This window comes from Bartonella sp. DB5-6, from assembly GCF_000278115.1.
Taxonomy (GTDB): Bacteria; Pseudomonadota; Alphaproteobacteria; order Rhizobiales; family Rhizobiaceae; genus Bartonella; species Bartonella refiksaydamii.
In genome coordinates, this window is sequence record NZ_JH725114.1 from 229637 (window position 1) to 246440 (window position 16804).

The window sequence follows — 16804 nt, forward strand, 5'->3', positions numbered from 1 at the left end:
ACCTCAAGAGCTATCACAACACATTGTTTATCTTTAGGTATCAAATTATAAAATGAAAGCAAGTCTTTAAGCTTGCATCTTTCGTATCTTTATTGCAAATTCCGTTACTGCTTTGATAAATAATTTATGCAAGAAAATGGAATTGAACGATGCTTGACATCTTAAGAAATGCCACAAACTCTTGGGTTGCTAGGATTTTCCTTGCTATTTTGCTCGTATGCTTCATCCTTTTATGGGGAATACCACAATTACATACAAAGGGTGAAAGAGACCTTCTTACTTCTGGAAAATCCATAATAACTGTCGATGATTATCGTCTCGCACTTGCCGATCAAAGCGCACGTTTAGCACTCACATCTCGTCTTGGACGCATGTTCACACCAAATGAAATGCAGCAATACAAAATTCCTGCTTTTGTTTTCACTCAGTTACAACAAGATGTACTCTTTGATGAACAGGTGCGTAAAATGAAAATTAGTCTTTCAAAAGATGCGATAGCTCGTATTCTTAGTGCTGATAATATGTTTCAAATAAATGGCGTCTTTGATAAAAATTTATTTCGTAACTATCTTCAGAATTTACATATCAGAGAAAGCAATTTCCTTGATTATTACACCCAAAAGGAGAAGCGTAATCAACTCATTTCAGCTTCGCTATCTGGAATAAAGGCACCAGATCTCTTTTATAAAGCGCTCGCTCTTTATCAAGGAGAAAGCCGTATTGCCGATTATTTTGTTATTGATTTCAAAGAAAAGAAAACAATTTTTGACCCTGATCATGAAACATTGCAAAAATGGTTTGAAACTCGTAGAAATGAATTTCGTGCTCCAGAGTACCGAACTGTTTCTTTATTAACTATGACATCGGCTGAGATTGTAAAACGCAAAGATATTTCAGCAGATGAGGTGAAAGCCTTTTATACCCAAAATACTTCGCGTTTTATGACTCCTGAAAAACGCACGATTGAAGAATTGCGATTCCCTACACGCGAAGCTGCCGATAATGCGGCAAGAAAAATAGCCGATGGATTGAGTTTTGATGAGCTAGTTAAAACTGAAAACAAAACTCTCAATGACATAAAAAAAGGACCTTTTACAGAGAATGACCTTTCTAGCCACCTAGCATCTGAGATTTTTGAACTCAAAAAAGGGCAAATTAGCGCTGTCATCAATGACTTACAAGGTCCTGTCATCATTCGCGTAGTACATATTGAACCTTCAGTCTCTATTCCCTTCGAAAAAGTAGAAGAAAATATTCGTCAAACACTTGCCCAGAATCGTGCTGTAGATGATATACGTAACAATTATACAGCAATTGAAAATGCACGTTTTGAGGGAGCTTCTCTCAAAGAGCTTGCTGACCAATACAAATTACCTTTGCGCACAATCACTATTGATAAAACAGGAAAAACGGTTGAAGGCACAATACTCACGGATTTACCTCAGAAAGATATTTTATTGAACGCCATCTATCAATCAAGCGAGGGTGTCGATCTTGATCCTCTCTCCCTTCAAAAAGGTGGATATCTCTGGTATAAAGTAGATAAAATTATCCCTGCCCGCGATAAAACATTTGAAGAAGCCAAGCACGATGCCCTTTCTCAATGGAAAAATGAAGAAGTCCAACGCCTTCTTGATGAAAAGGCAAAAGATGCTATCAAACAGCTTAGTGAAGGCAAAAGTCTTGTTTCTCTTGCTCATACACTTGGTGTCATAAAACAAACGACACAACCCCTACGGCGCCAAGACTCATCGAAAATCCTTGGAGCTGAAGGTGTTAAAGCATTATTTTCTGGGCCTAAAGGGCATTATGGCGTAATAAAAGGTCCGGTAGCAACAAACCGTATCATTTATCAAATAAAGACTGTAACCATTCCTCAAAACACTACCGCTCATACTCTTTCATCTGATATCCGTACCAGTATAGATATGATAATGAAAGAAGATCTAAAGCTAGAAATGCTAGAAATTGCTAATAAAGAACACCCTTTGGAAATTAATAACACGCATTATCATCAAATCTTCAACACTCTTCAGTAAAAATACTGTAAATAATTTGTAGTATTTAGGTAATAAAATCGTAGTCAGATATTTTCTTATAACTGAGGAAGAAATATAAATTTCTTTTTCGTTGGTATCAGAATGAGTAACATATGTATAAATAACAAGATTTATTGCAAATTTGCGAGTTTGTAGAAAAATATTAGATGCAATTCATAGTATAGTTTTTCAGTGTATAAAAATGTTAGCTATCAAAACTTAGAATGTAAATATTTTTATGGTAAAAAGTCATCAATTATGCTTTCATGATTTTCCTATAGCTAGAAATCTTTTGTAGGACAAAAAATGATTTTTTCGTGAAAATAAAAATCATGCTTCACTAGAAATGTTCCCCATCCATACATTTACATGCTAAATATTATAAACCCAATATCACCAAAAAGAGCTGATGTATTTCATAAATTTAAGCTTAGGTTTTACATTCTCTACACCATTCTCCGATATACAGAGCTAAACAAAATGAATAACTCATAAAAACACTATACGCTATCTTCAACCTCATGAGTCCAATTCCTCACTGTTCTAAAACCATCGTCATCAACTTATTAGAAATGTTTCTGGAATGATAAAAAAGGATTTGGATTCATAGTATTGCAATTACCTTTAATATATTTACTAATTTTCCTGTTCTTGAATAACATTCTTTATCTTTGTAATATCTTTGGAAAATTACCGCTTATTGCTGCCCTTGTTATCACCCAATAGCGATGAATCAATGGTAAAGTTGCGCTTTCTTGGAAAATTGTAGCTCCTAATTGTACCGCTTTTTGAAGAGATGCTGGTATAATAGCCAATGGAAGAAATGCTGGTTTAAGCATTCTAGGCAAAGTACTAGAATGCTCGTAAAATTTGCTATAATGCTCTCGCGATAGCTCTATCATAACTTCAACAATGTGACACTTTTGTTTATCATTGACATAATTAGAGTCCAAATCCTTTCTATCCACTTCTATAGCCTTTAGCATATCATCAGGTAAATAATATTGATATCGTGACTGCATGAATGATAAAAGACGCAACACACCACTTAATCCTTGAGCAATTCCTCCATGTTCATAAACATTTGTAAAATCTTGTGCTGCATCAGGATCTAATATCTGACAAGAAAGCTGTAAAATTATACTCGCTGTCTCCCTACAATAAAATTCGAGATCATGAAGATCTGCTATGGGATTTTGGTAAAGATTTAAAATCTGTGCATCGCAATAACGTAAAAAAGCTGTCTTAGGTAAATTAAAAAGAGTCATTGCTGTAAACAAATCACTCAAAATCGGATTATTTTTATTTTTTGGTATTTTATTATTAGCGATAGAATCGTACCACCAACGTAATCGTATCTCACCGATAAGTGGATCATGTACGCTTTCGCGAATACGAGAAACTTCTACATTAAAGGCGTAAAGAGCAGCCAATGCTCTACGCTTTTTTTTAGGTGCGAATAAAACAGATATGTAGCGGTCACGATCTGTAGCACGTAAAATACCAAGACAATAAGGAAGAGAATTTACCATTCTATGATGCCTCTTAACTTCCTTTTTTAGTAATTAACGTTCTATTTTATTCATATTTAAAAATGATAGATGAGCACATACAGCTAAGAGAATAGAGCTTCCCAATGTATCTCTACACTGTATTGTGAATTAAAACTTCTTTTCTAGCTATTTTTTAGTCGCATAAAACACCAACGTATTGTTATTTTTAATAAGTTAACCTCGAGCTATAACATAGCTACTTTAGCATGAAAGTTTATAAATAAGGAAATTATCACGAAGACCTGCCGTTTGCATCTATGTTTCTACTAAAATGAAAAAACAGATAATAATTACCTTTAAGCATAAGGAGGACAAATGCATAAAATTTTATTCATTTTTATATGTGACTGAAAAAAACTATTTGCCTTTCAATGTCAGAATATCTCGTAGCATCACCTGAAAATTACAAAAGAACTAGATAGAGGAAAAGGTAAAATATTTGAAAAACACTAAACACTATTTAAAAAGTTCGGCATTTAATATGCTAACGTCTGTGCACTCAAACCAATTCAAGCGCAATCTGTGCAAAACAAAAAACGTGATAAGAACATGAGAGACGTATGCTATTGAGATTGATGATTGAGAAAAAACGTTACCACAATCACCTGATAAAAGGTAATTAGACAGATTTCCATAATAGCTTTATAAAAAAGTAAAACCTTTCAAAAATTATACTTTACGTGTTACTTTTTCTCTTTTTTCATCAACTAAAGCACATTCCTTCCTATACTCCTGCACATTATGTATTCAACTCTGTGTCACTTATACCCAGTTCCATATCGATTGGTTTCCATAAGTTATTTTTTTGGTATAGCCCCTGTACATTCCCTCAAATACCTATCAACAATAGCTAAAGACTTGCAAAAGTACTTAATATTTTTAAATAGATAACTGAAAAAAGACCTTTGGAAAATAATCTAGCTTTAAGAGTAAAAAACGAGCTCTCAAAAACAAAAACGGAATGCCTATTTGGATAGAGGAAGACATTAAGAGACATTATTACAAAAGGCATCATGGTACGCAGGAGTATATTTAGATTGAATTATTTCTGTACATAAACTCAAAGAGAAGGTGATGCAGTATGAATTGTTTAAAAAATAGATAAATGATATCATTTATCTAATATCTAAAGAGAGAAAAGTAAATTTTAAACAAATGCCTTTCTTCCTATTCTACCTAAATTAGCGAAAATTATTAAAATTAATCTTATCGGACTTGAAACATTCAGTGGGAGCAAAACGGCAAAAAGCTAACCAAAACAAGCTTTAGCGCCTGTTTTATAATAATTGTACTTAAGCAGATATAAAGAAATCACCGCAGAGCTTTAAACAATCAGCAATAACACGCACAGCAAACTCACAACTCAAAGTTATTTTTGGTTAAATGGATAATGGTATACCATCTCTTATACAAAATACGCTAATTATAAATTCACTCTTGAACCAATCAAAAGCTCTATAGAATCAATAACATGTAATTCTATTGTATTAAATAATCCATCACTCTACCGCAAATAATAATGCAGCAACTGCACGATCTTCAGCTAACAAAACATTAAATGTACGCACAGCTGCACCCGTACTCATTGTATCTGATGAAATACGCTTTTTCCATAAAAGCATCCGTAACTCTTCAGGTAATCGCAACAATTCAACACCAGTACCTATTAACAAAACTTCGATCTCAGATGATTCTTCTAAAACACGAGATATATCCTGTTGCGTGGGAATAGGTCCTACCATATCAATACCATAAATACCTGATGGTACACAAACAATAGACCCCCTATGAGACATATCAGCAAAACGAAACCCACCATTTCCATAAGCATCAATAGGTGCACGTCTTGGGAAATGTGCTTCACGGATTTGAATTGCATGAAACATAAAGAAGCATCCCTCATTAAAAAAACAATTACGTTTTTCTTCTCCCCTTAAAAGTCAGAAAAGGGTTTGTAATAAACGTTGATACACTAATCATAACCTATATAGCACAATATCTACGCAAAATCTTTTATGAAAAAGACCGCCTTGGTAACACAATCAATATATGAAAAGTTTGCAATAAATTGTCGTTAAATACCACATTTATTGAAACAGATCATCCCTTTAAAAAACTATGCTTAACCTATTCGTTCGAAAAAATCTTCATCACACAAAAAAACGATAACATCATTCACAGAATAGAACAATTTGCAGCAATATCTTAAAAATGAAATAAATACTTAATAGTCTGTAGAAAATAAACAAAATATTATGTTCATTTATTGACTATGATACTTTCCCTACAATGAAATTGTCCTTTATCCAAAATCCCTCCTTTTTTATAAAAATATATTGTAAAAAAACATAACAAACTGCAATTATACTCTAAGATTCATTTTTCTTTGATACAGCTTTTTTCTCTTTAAATGCACTCACATTTTCTTTCGTTGTAGTTTTAGATTTAGACTTTTGTAGTGTTTTTGTTTTAGTATTAAATTTTGATTTTTTTTCTGCAATAGGTTCACCTTTAACGCGAACATCAGCTAATGTTGAACGGATAACGCGAATATATATACCATCACCAATTTCAACCTCTAACTCACCACTCTCATCGTAAACTTTCGTAATCTTGCCGATAATACCACCGCCGGTTATAACTGTATCACCACGACGCACAGCATTAAGCATTTCTTGGCGTTTTTTCATTTGTGCACGCTGTGGACGAATTATAAAAAAATACATAATTGCAAAAACTAAAATGAACGGAACAAAATTAACAAGTGAGGTCCCACTAGAAACACCGCCTGCAACTTGAGCATAAGCGTTAGTAATAAACATTTTTATCTCCTATAGATTAAACTTCAGGTACTTCTTACTTTAACTAAAATAAACCTTTGGCTTAGAAAAAAAGCTTTTCTAGAGGATCTCTCATACAAAGCGATAAATACATAATGTAATCACAACCTTATAGGAAGGTAATAAATCTTTAAGAGATAGAAGGCAACGGACAAAAACTTCTTAAGAACAGATTTATTTTTATATCATTAAATATAGACATTCTCACTCATCGGAAAAATAAATGATACAAAATATTTTCTCTCCCTGCTAATGATCCTATCCAGACGTTCTTCTCAGACTTGTGTCTTTTTCCGTCAAAATACTCTTGATTTAATAAATTCGATTATTTTAAAGCCATATAGACTACAGATTTTCAAAATAAAGCCATTATGAGTTAATTTTCTAGATACTTGATAGGATTGACAGGTAATGAATTCTTACGCACCTCAAAATAAACACGCGGAGTTTTAACATTTCCTGAAACACCAGACTTAGCAATCTCATCTCCACGTCGTACCCTTTGTCCTTTCTCAACAATAAGCTTACTGTTACATCCATAAATAGTAATAATATTGTTTTCATGTCGAATCATAACAACATTGCCGAGCTCTTTTAACCCATCACTCGCATAGATAACAACACCATTTTCCGCTGCTTTTACCGATGAACCTTCCGGCACAGCAATATCTATTCCTCGATTAGTTGTTGTTCCTTTTTTCTGACCAAACTGGCTTAATAAACGCCCTCGCACCGGCCAACGCATTTTAGAAATTCCTGTGGCTTGCGGAGTAACAATATTATTAGTACTCATAATCGTATCTGACAAACCAGTTTCGTTACTCGATTGCATCATCTGCCTAGAAGAATTTTTCTCAATACTTGAACTATTCATCTTAGTAGAAGGGAGAGTTGTTACAGGAGCTTTATATATAGGAAGAGGCTTCTTGTGTTTTATGGAAGATGTAACTTGAGACTGAAATGAAGTTTCTGTTGTTGATGCCGTCGCCAAATCATCATTGTGGGTGTTCGAAATTGCTAGCGTGCGCCTACTTGGGATCATAAGGAGCTGCCCGATATAGATGGAACTACTTTTTATACCATTTGCTAATTTTAATGCTTCAACACTGATCCCTATTTGCCGCGCAATGCTTAACAATGTATCCCCACTCTGGACAATATAAGTATTTCGCCGAAGAATAGGAGAATTATCCATTTGTGAACGGGAAAGCGTTCCAAGATTTCGCGGCGGAGCCCCCATAATTTGACCATCAGAAGAAGGCCCCTCGCCCTGTTGTGGAGAATTATACGGGGCATTATCATCGGCCAATGAACCACCAGTTGCCTCTACAGGTGGCAATTCTGTACTTTGTATCATGCCACCGTACGATAGCATTCGCGGATCTGCAAGCGCAGTTGTGGACACATTTAACCGAGTAGATACCGCACGATTAGAGAAAATATTATTGAAACGCTGCATACCAGAACTACACCCCGTAAAAATCATTATCATCGCTAAAAAAGCTATTTTCTGCAAATTATGCCGGAAAATATTACCCAAAACTTTTAAACACATAGTTTTGCTCACTCATCAACACTCAACTCACTCTATTAAAGCTTTGTAATATTACCTAAGAGTTAAAATTAGATATTTTATTCATAAATATCTTTATAATAAGCTCAAAATGGATTTATCTAGTTTGCGTAGTACTTTAAATTTAGAAAATTAAAGTGTCTCCGCAAGACCTTTAATAAAGGGTTGATAGCGCACTTGAAACATTTCTAAGCACTGAAATTGACTGCCAATTTTTGTATAGCGCCTCACCGTTTGTACCCCCTCATCAGGTCCTATAGCTTGAATAAGAATCCCATTTTCAGCTAAAAGTTCTAAAAATTCCTTTGGTTCATCGGAACGTGAGGGCCAAATAAGAATACGATCAAATACCCCCAAACCTGTAACAGTACAGCTTCCATCAACTTGCCGCACAATAATATTTTCAAGTCCCAAAGTTTGAAATTTTTGCCGTGCTAAATCAACAAGTGTTTTATAACGGTCAATTGTTGTCACACGTCCACTCAGACACGCCATAAGGGCAGTACAAAAACCAGACCCTGTACCAATTTCTAAAACACGATGCTTTTTTTTCAACGATAACGCAGAAAGAATCAAGAGCTGCTCTTCCAAACGCTCAATATATTCACCACACTCAATGGGAATAACTTTATTATCATAAGCACTGTTAAGCCAAGGAGAAGCAACAAACTGTTGACGCGGAATCTTTTCAAATGCCGCAAAAAAGCGAACATCATCAATTCCTTTGCTACGCATTTTCAGCACAAGGCAAGCCAATTCCTCACGAAATCGTAAAATACCCTTTTGCCCCATAGTATCATTCGATCTCCAATGAAGTAGTACTCTTATCGTAAGCACAAATCATTTCTTTTAAAATGACAAAATCGTGCATTTGAATGCCATTATTTTTCAGAAATGAACGCATATTCAGTTCTCCTTTGATAAAATTAAGCAGCAATACAACGCATACCCCTCATATAGGGTTGTAAAACATCTGGAACAATAATTGATCCATCAGCCTGCTGATAATTCTCAAGAATAGCGATAAGACAACGTCCAATAGCCGTACCAGAACCATTAAGACTATGGATAAAGTGCAATGTTTTATCACCTTCTTTACGATATCGAGCATTCATGCGCCGCCCTTGAAAATCTCCACAAACTGAACAACTGGAAATTTCACGATAGCATCCTTGTCCCGGCAGCCAAACCTCAATGTCATAAGTTTTACGTGCAGCAAATCCCATATCACCCGTAGAAAGAACCACCGTACGAAAAGGCAAACCAAGACGTTTTAACACATCTTCTGCACATTCTGTCATACGTTCCAGTTCCATTAAAGATTGCTCTTCAGTAGTAATCGATACCATTTCTACCTTCCAAAACTGGTGTTGACGCAACATACCACGAGTGTCACGGCCTGCAGATCCTGCCTCTGAACGAAAACAGGGAGTCAAAGAAGAAAATCTCAGTGGCAAATCTGATATCTCAAGAATTTCATTGTTTACCAAATTGGTTAACGGTACTTCTGCTGTAGAAATAAGCCATCGACCATCCGTCGTCCGAAAAAGATCTTCAGCAAATTTTGGCAACTGAGCAGCTCCGAAAACAATCTCATCACGAACAAGAAAAGGCACCGAAACCTCTGTATAACCATGCTCATTAACATGCACATCAAGCATAAATTGGCCCAATGCACGTTCAAGCCGTGCTAATGCTCCTGAAAGTACCGTAAAGCGCGTCCCTGATAAACGACTTGCGCGCTCAAAATCCATCTGCTTGAGATTTTGACCAAGATCAAAATGTTCCTTTGGTGTAAAATCAAATGTCGGAGGCGTACCAAAATGCCGCATAACAACATTATCACTTTCATCTTTACCCTTTGGAACATCGTCCAATGGAACATTGGGGAGCGAAGAAAGAGCCTTCTCAAAATGCTCTGTTAAACGCTTTTCTTCTGCTGTAGCCGAAGAAAGAAAAGCTTTAATTTCTTCAACCTCAGCTCTAAGGTTTTCAGCCATTTTCTGATCACATGCTGCTAAAGCCCGCCCTATTTCTTTTGAAGCCGCATTGCGACGCTCCTGTGCCAATTGTACTTTAGCAACATGCGACCGGCGTTCAAGATCAAGTTTTATTAATCTTTCTGATTGCGGCTCAATACCTCTCTTTGCCAAAGCTGCATCTAATTTCTCAGGGTGTTCACGAATCCACTTAATATCAAGCATCAAAATTCCTCATTTGCATCGTTTCTATTCGTTTCCTATCAGACAAGATATAAACTTCTTTTAAAAGAATTTTTTTCTCTTTTCTATACAGTAAGCAATTAAAATTGAGAGCTCGTAAAGAACTGTCGTTGGTAAGGCTACTGCAAACATAATAAAAAAAATCCGAGGGAGTTATTATCACCGCAATTATAAAAGAAAGAAGAATAGCCCGCTTTCGTTTAGATACCAAACCATGAGACGTTAAAAGTCGAACTCTCGTTAAAAGACTGGTTACAAGAGGTAATTGAAAAATCAAACCAAAAATCAGAATAAATGATATCATAAAGCTCAAATAATCAGAGATACGGACTATAAACTCTATTCTTAAATGTACGTCCGGAAAAAATTGCTGAGAAAGGTTAAACCAAAGCATTAGTGGTGCCAACAGGGCATAAACAAATACCCCTCCAATACAAAATAAAATCTGTACACCAATGAGAAATGGTAAAAAAGCTATACGCTCTTTTTTATAAAGTCCTAGTGCAATAAAGCTATAAAACTGCAAAGCTGTATAGAGAAACGACAAAATAGCTGCTCCAAAAGCAGCGAGTTTCATCTTCGTTAAAAAAGTTTCTCATACTTGTATTGATTGCAAAACGAATACTCTCAGGATTATCACCTGATATTTTCATTGCCCACTGATAAGGCCATATCAAAAAATTTAAAATATAATCTTTGACAAAAAAGCACATCATAAAAGCTATTAAAAATGCGATCAGAACAGCAATAATTCGCTGACGAAATTCAATCAAATATTCTAAAAGGGGAGCCGTATTGGCCTCAACCTCACTTTCTTAACAGTCATGACATATTATCTTTATAAGTTACAGTAATGCTTCCAGAGCTACGAGAACCTATGGATACCGTTAAATCTTCGTTGGCTTTGTGCTGTCCACATCTCAAAGTTTTTCTCTTTTTCTAATTTATGGTGCGTTATCTTTATATCAAAATTGTCGCGGTTGTGCCCTACTGCATTATGAATAGGATTAAAGGGCTCTGTTAACTCCTTACTGAAATTAAAGTCATTGATATTCGATAGTGGCTTTTTCAAATCATCGAATTCAACTTGTCTCATTGCATCATCAAACTGGTCACGAAATTTATTTATTGTTGAACGCACATAAGCTATTGCCTTTGCTATTGTCCTTAGCATTTTAGGTAAATCTTTTAGCTCAACTACAATGATGAGAATAACTAAGATCACAAGAAACTCTGGCCCATCAATCCCAAACATTGCTTATACTCAACTTTCTCATTTAAAAGAATAATGCATAATTATGATCGCGTCTTTTTTACTTTACACACTGTTTTTTAGTTCTAGATGTCTTACCACCTTTAAAGGAGGAAGAAGCTTTTCTGCGGGTCGTTGCACGTCTCACCGATAATGGTTCAGATCATCGAGGTTTAACATAAATTGTTTTAGAATAATCAGCCATTTCAAGCTTATCCTCGACGCTGTCCTCTTCCTCCTTTATATTCTTTTAAAAGCTTTAATCCCCTTAGCAACATCGCACATTAATTCAGAAGCCTTACCACGCACAAAAAGTACAAGGGCAATCAATAAAATGACAATTAAATGCGCTGGTGAAAGAATATTACCCATCACTCCCTTTTACTGCTTTTAAATTTGATTTCATTTGTTCATGCTCACTTTGAAGGAATTATAGCTATATCTTACCTGTATATTTTCTTCTCAAGTCAAAGGCAATCACACAATTTTTATATTGCAAACTAACTTTTTAGCCTTTCTCTTCTTGCACTTAGCGTATTATAATAAACTCAGATAGATTAAAAATAGCAAACCTCCCCAAACAAAATTCAAAAGGCTTGAAAACTCTTTTCTTAAAGAAGCTTCATCTGTATTGTGATATTTCTCTGCCTATCATTGATTAATAAGCTCTCATTTTATTTGAGATAGCTTATACATCTTGTTAGCTTTCTTAAAAGCTATAACAAAACTTTTGCCAACACAAAAGCCGCTGTTCTATGTTAAAAAAAGACTTGGTAAACAATCATACATGTGGTAGATTCCGCCCATGAATTATCGGCATATTTACCATGCTGGCAATTTTGCTGATGTTTTTAAACACATTATTGTCACCCGTATTGTAGAATATCTTAAACGTAAAGAAAAAGCTTTTCGGGTTATAGACACACATGCTGGAATCGGTATTTATGATCTCTCCTCTTTAGAAGCACATAAAACAGGGGAGTGGCGGGAAGGTGTCCAACGGCTTTTTTCAGCTCCTGTCCCAGAAAACTTAAAAGCACTCCTTTGTCCATGGTATGATATTATTTATGCTCTCAACGAGGAGAAAAAAGAAATCATATTCTATCCTGGCTCTCCCTTTCTTATTCGTAAATTATTGCGTAAACAAGATCGACTAATCGCAATTGAATTACACGATGAAGATTATCACATTTTAGCAAAAAAATTTGCCGGTGATTACCAAACAAAAGTTCTGCATTTAGATGGTTGGCTTTCTTTAAATGCTCATTTGCCACCTAAGGAAAAACGCGGATTTATTCTCGTTGACCCCCCGTTTGAAAAACCTGGTGAATTTTCTCGTCTTATTGAAGGATTGATTAAAGCGTATCGCCGTTTCTCTAGAGGAATTTATGCTTTATGGTATCCTGTTAAATATGACAAAGACATTGAAAATTTTCTTCACGCACTTTATCAAACGGGAATTCCAAAAATTTTACAACTCGAAATGCGTATTCGAAAAAGTTCAATACCACCTACAATGAATGGAAGTGGTATGATTCTTATCAACCCCCCCTATCTTTTGGAAGAAGAAATGAAAAAACTTAGCCCCTTTCTTATCAACCGTCTTGGACAAGACAAAAATGCAAGGGTGATTCATAAATGGCTCCAGAAAGAACATCCATTATGTTAGACACTTTCCCTTTATGTCATTTTAAATAAAAATATTTTTCGTAAAAATCAAAAGCATTAAGTGGCTCAAAAGTATTTTCAGACCAAGCTATTGGATTCTTTGATTTTACCATATCACCCTGAATGCACAGCATAGTCAGCAGTACAGATTTGATTTTTAATAAAATCTATTTTATGTAGCCTTCCACCATCACAGATTTATTATTCTTAATAGATAAAGTTGGCTAACTCGTAAATTATCATCAGAGATCCCTTCAAGTTTTTTATGCAAAGTAATATCGAATGAGTTTATGTTATAATGTGTTATTTATAGAAAAATAATTACAAGCACATAAGTAGTAGCATTTGATGGATAGAACATCACATATGAAAAGCATAAAACATTCTTGGATAAACTGAATGATCCTGAAAAAAAACACAGCTTATCCTCAAAATGAACGAGAAAAGCTTCCCTTTCTTTCTCATATTACATGGGATAAAGCCAATCAAGAAAATGTTAAAGAGCAATTCAAAGCTACCAAGCTCATACAAGAGTTTGTCAAACATCTTCCGCATAAGCCGGGGGTTTATCGTATGGTTGATGAAAATGGTGATATTCTCTATGTTGGAAAAGCACGTAATCTTAAAAAACGCGTTGCAAACTATGCTCGTGAACAAGGGCACAACAACCGTATTGCCCGTATGATTCGTGCTACATACCATATGGAATTTGTTGTTACTCGCACAGAAACAGAAGCACTGCTTTTAGAAGCTAATCTCATCAAAAGATTGCATCCACGTTTTAATGTATTACTGCGTGATGATAAAAGCTTCCCTTATATCATTATTACTGATGATCATCGAGCACCTGCACTTTACAAACATCGTGGTGCCCGAACACGAAAAGCCGATTATTTTGGACCTTTCGCTTCTTCAGGTGCAGTTACACAAACAATTAACGTTTTACAACGTGCTTTTTTATTACGCACCTGTACCGATTCAGTTTTTGAAAACCGTACACGCCCCTGTTTACTTTACCAAATTAAACGCTGTTCTGCTCCCTGTACACATGAAATCAATGACAATGACTATAAAGAGCTCGTTAGAGGAGCAAAAGCTTTTCTTTCTGGAAAAAGCCAATACGTTAAAAATTATATGGTTCAAGCTATGCATAAAGCCGCAGAAAACCTCGATTTTGAACAAGCAGCAACCTATCGTGACCGCTTATCGGCTCTCTCTCACATACAAAGCCATCAAGGCATTAATCCTCAAACGATAAAAGAAGCAGATGTATTTGCGATTGCACAACGGGGAGGAGTAACCTGCATTCAAGTGTTCTTTTTTCGCATGGGACAAAATTGGGGAAACAGAGCCTATTTCCCTAAAGCAGATCCATCCTTTTCTAGTGGTGAAATTTTAGCGAGTTTCCTCTCCCAATTTTATGATGATAATCCTCTTCCAAAACTCATTCTTTTATCTGAATCAATTGAAGAAAAGGCGCTTTTTGCGGAGGCGTTTAGTCTAAAAGCAAATCGCAAAATATTTCTCTCTTTGCCCAAACAAGGTGAACGCAAAACCCTTGTTAACCATGCCTATATCAATGCTCATGAAGCACTTGGACACAAGCTTGCCGAAACAGCCACACATAAAAAATTACTTCAAGGGCTTGCTGAAATATTTCAACTACCTCATACTCCATGCCGTGTAGAAGTCTATGATAATTCTCATATTATGGGAACAAATGCAGTAGGTGCGATGATTGTTGCGGGACAAATGGGATTTGTTAAAAATCAATATCGTAAGTTCAACATCCGTTCGACAGATATCACACCTGGTGACGATTTTGCTATGATGAAAGAAGTCATTAAACGAAGATTTTCACGTCTTATCAAGGAACATGATCTTCCTAATAAAAGCAATAACATAAAAAATCAAAACGATGAGCCTTTTCCTCTTTGGCCTGATCTTATATTAATCGATGGCGGAGAAGGACAAATAAACAGTGTGCATACAATATTATCTGAATTAAAATTAGATAATTTTATCACGGTTATTGGGATAGCTAAAGGCGCTGACCGTAATGCGGGGCGTGAACGGTTTTTTATAAAGGGAAAAATGCCCTTTACACTTCCTCCACGTGATCCTATCCTTTATTTTTTGCAACGTCTACGCGATGAAGCGCACCGCTTTGCAATTGGAACGCATAGAGCAAAACGAAAAAAATCAGTGTTTAAAAATCCTCTTGATGAAATAGAAAATATCGGTCCAACTAGAAAGCGCGCATTGCTTCATCATTTTGGAAGTGCAAAAGCTGTCGCCAGTGCTTCACTCGAAGATTTAATAAAAGTCACAGGCATTTCTATTATGATTGCACAAAAAATTCATAATCATTTTAATAAAAAATAAGCTTGTTTCATAATCTTTGCCTTGTTACGTTTATCAAATAAATCATATTTTACAAAGAATTGAAAATGGCTCTATGAAAAATCATACTTTTTCTTTTCCAAATATTCTCACTTATGCACGGATTATCGCGGTGCCAATGGTTGTTGCATGCTTTTTTTTAGAAGGACGACTACAATCAAGCGATATTGCACGTTGGATTGCCGTTTCTATTTTTATTGTTGCATCTATTACTGACTTTCTTGATGGTTACCTTGCTCGTATTTGGGAACAAACCTCTAATATTGGTCGCATGTTGGATCCAATTGCAGATAAGCTTCTCGTATCTGCCTGTTTGCTCTTGCTTGCTGCAGACAGTACCATTGCTGGCTGGACATTATGGGCAGCTATTATCATTCTTTGTCGAGAAATTCTTGTATCAGGATTACGTGAATACTTAGCTGAATTAAAAGTCAGTGTTCCTGTCTCTCGCCTTGCAAAATGGAAAACTTTTGTACAAATGATAGCCATCGTTTTTCTCTTATCGGGACCGGCTGGTAATAAAGTTTTCCCTTACACAGTGGAATTTGGCATCACTATGCTGTGGATTGCTGCTCTCCTTACGTTGTGGACAGGATGGGATTATTTCCGTGCAGGCTTAAAACATGTCATTACATGAAAAATGCTGAACTCCACGAGTGCTTTCAAAGAAAGCCATAATCTCATAGGAAGAATCCCGAAACAAAATGTTTTGGGGTTCTCTTTTTTATACGTGCTTCTATTAACCAACAATTTCCATTTCAGAAAACCAAAAAGAAATTTCTATTTTTGCAGTTTCAGCGCTATCTGAACCATGAACAGAATTTTCGCCAATCGACAAAGCATGGACTTTACGAATTGTCCCTTCCTGTGCATCCATAGGATTTGTAGCCCCCATCACTTCACGGTTTTTAGCTATTGCATTTTCTCCTTCTAAAACCTGTACAACTGTTGGACCAGAAGACATAAAATCAACCAATTCGCTAAAAAATGGGCGTTCCCTATGGACTGCATAAAACCTTTCAGCTTCACGCCGACTCATCCACACACGTTTAGAAGCAACAATACGCAGCCCCGCTTCTTCAAGCATTTTTGTAATTTCCCCTGTCAAATTACGACGCGTTGCATCGGGTTTAATCATCGAAAAAGTACGTTCTACAGCCATTTAAACACCTTTATTGTATTCATAATATTATCTAGCCGTTCTATAGCGATCCAGAAGCCTTTTGCCAAGTGACTATAGAAAAATCCGCACCA

Annotated in this window: 12 protein-coding genes and 2 pseudogenes; 4 read left to right on the forward strand and 10 right to left on the reverse strand. The window is 35.7% G+C overall.

What is annotated here, in order from left to right:
- Nucleotides 1-149: 149 nt before the first annotated feature.
- Entirely contained in the window at nt 150-2039 is a 1890-nt protein-coding gene (locus MCO_RS00985; RefSeq protein ID WP_007552032.1) for a peptidyl-prolyl cis-trans isomerase, read from the forward strand.
- 665 nt (nt 2040-2704) lie between these two features.
- Here MCO_RS00985 and MCO_RS00990 read toward each other — a convergent pair.
- The 9 genes and pseudogenes from MCO_RS00990 to MCO_RS01030 all read right to left on the reverse strand — a co-directional run bounded on the left by MCO_RS00990 (nt 2705) and on the right by MCO_RS01030 (nt 11851).
- Nucleotides 2705-3571, reverse strand: coding sequence for a phytoene/squalene synthase family protein (locus MCO_RS00990; protein WP_007552033.1), 867 nt, complete (start codon nt 3569-3571; stop codon nt 2705-2707).
- A 1520-nt stretch (nt 3572-5091) separates the two neighbouring features.
- Nucleotides 5092-5478 (reverse strand): Mth938-like domain-containing protein, encoded by a 387-nt coding sequence (locus MCO_RS00995; protein ID WP_007552034.1) that lies wholly within the window; start codon nt 5476-5478, stop codon nt 5092-5094.
- Between the two features lie 483 nt (nt 5479-5961).
- Nucleotides 5962-6414, reverse strand: a complete 453-nt coding sequence (gene yajC / locus MCO_RS01000) for a preprotein translocase subunit YajC (protein ID WP_007552035.1) — start codon at nt 6412-6414, stop codon at nt 5962-5964.
- A gap of 394 nt (nt 6415-6808) precedes the next feature.
- Nucleotides 6809-7987, reverse strand: a complete 1179-nt coding sequence (locus MCO_RS01005; protein ID WP_007552037.1) for a M23 family metallopeptidase — start codon at nt 7985-7987, stop codon at nt 6809-6811.
- A 150-nt stretch (nt 7988-8137) separates the two neighbouring features.
- Nucleotides 8138-8797: a protein-L-isoaspartate(D-aspartate) O-methyltransferase gene (locus tag MCO_RS01010; RefSeq protein ID WP_007552038.1), complete on the reverse strand. Its 660-nt coding sequence runs from the start codon at nt 8795-8797 to the stop codon at nt 8138-8140.
- 134 nt (nt 8798-8931) lie between these two features.
- Nucleotides 8932-10209, reverse strand: coding sequence for a serine--tRNA ligase (gene serS, locus MCO_RS01015; RefSeq protein WP_007552040.1), 1278 nt, complete (start codon nt 10207-10209; stop codon nt 8932-8934).
- A gap of 60 nt (nt 10210-10269) precedes the next feature.
- Nucleotides 10270-11000, reverse strand: a pseudogene (locus MCO_RS01020) (twin-arginine translocase subunit TatC).
- A gap of 92 nt (nt 11001-11092) precedes the next feature.
- Nucleotides 11093-11482, reverse strand: a complete 390-nt coding sequence (locus tag MCO_RS01025) for a hypothetical protein (RefSeq protein ID WP_007552042.1) — start codon at nt 11480-11482, stop codon at nt 11093-11095.
- A gap of 58 nt (nt 11483-11540) precedes the next feature.
- Nucleotides 11541-11851: pseudogene (locus tag MCO_RS01030) on the reverse strand (twin-arginine translocase TatA/TatE family subunit).
- Nucleotides 11852-12284: 433 nt separating this feature from the next.
- Here MCO_RS01030 and MCO_RS01035 point away from each other — a divergent pair.
- The 3 genes from MCO_RS01035 (at nt 12285) to pgsA (ending at nt 16187) form a co-directional block, all read left to right on the forward strand.
- Nucleotides 12285-13148 (forward strand): 23S rRNA (adenine(2030)-N(6))-methyltransferase RlmJ, encoded by an 864-nt coding sequence (locus tag MCO_RS01035; RefSeq protein ID WP_007552044.1) that lies wholly within the window; start codon nt 12285-12287, stop codon nt 13146-13148.
- 398 nt (nt 13149-13546) lie between these two features.
- The gene (gene uvrC, locus MCO_RS01040; protein ID WP_007552045.1) at nt 13547-15532 is read left to right on the forward strand and encodes an excinuclease ABC subunit UvrC; all 1986 of its coding nucleotides are present in this window, start codon (nt 13547-13549) and stop codon (nt 15530-15532) included.
- Nucleotides 15533-15605: 73 nt separating this feature from the next.
- Nucleotides 15606-16187 carry a CDP-diacylglycerol--glycerol-3-phosphate 3-phosphatidyltransferase gene (gene pgsA / locus MCO_RS01045; protein ID WP_007552046.1) on the forward strand — a complete coding sequence of 194 codons (582 nt, stop codon included), beginning with the start codon at nt 15606-15608 and terminating at the stop codon, nt 16185-16187.
- Between the two features lie 102 nt (nt 16188-16289).
- Here the strand turns inward: pgsA and ndk are convergent, their stop codons facing one another.
- A complete protein-coding gene (gene ndk / locus MCO_RS01050; RefSeq protein WP_007552047.1) occupies nt 16290-16712 on the reverse strand; it encodes a nucleoside-diphosphate kinase in 423 nt (140 codons plus the stop codon).
- Nucleotides 16713-16804 lie beyond the last annotated feature (92 nt).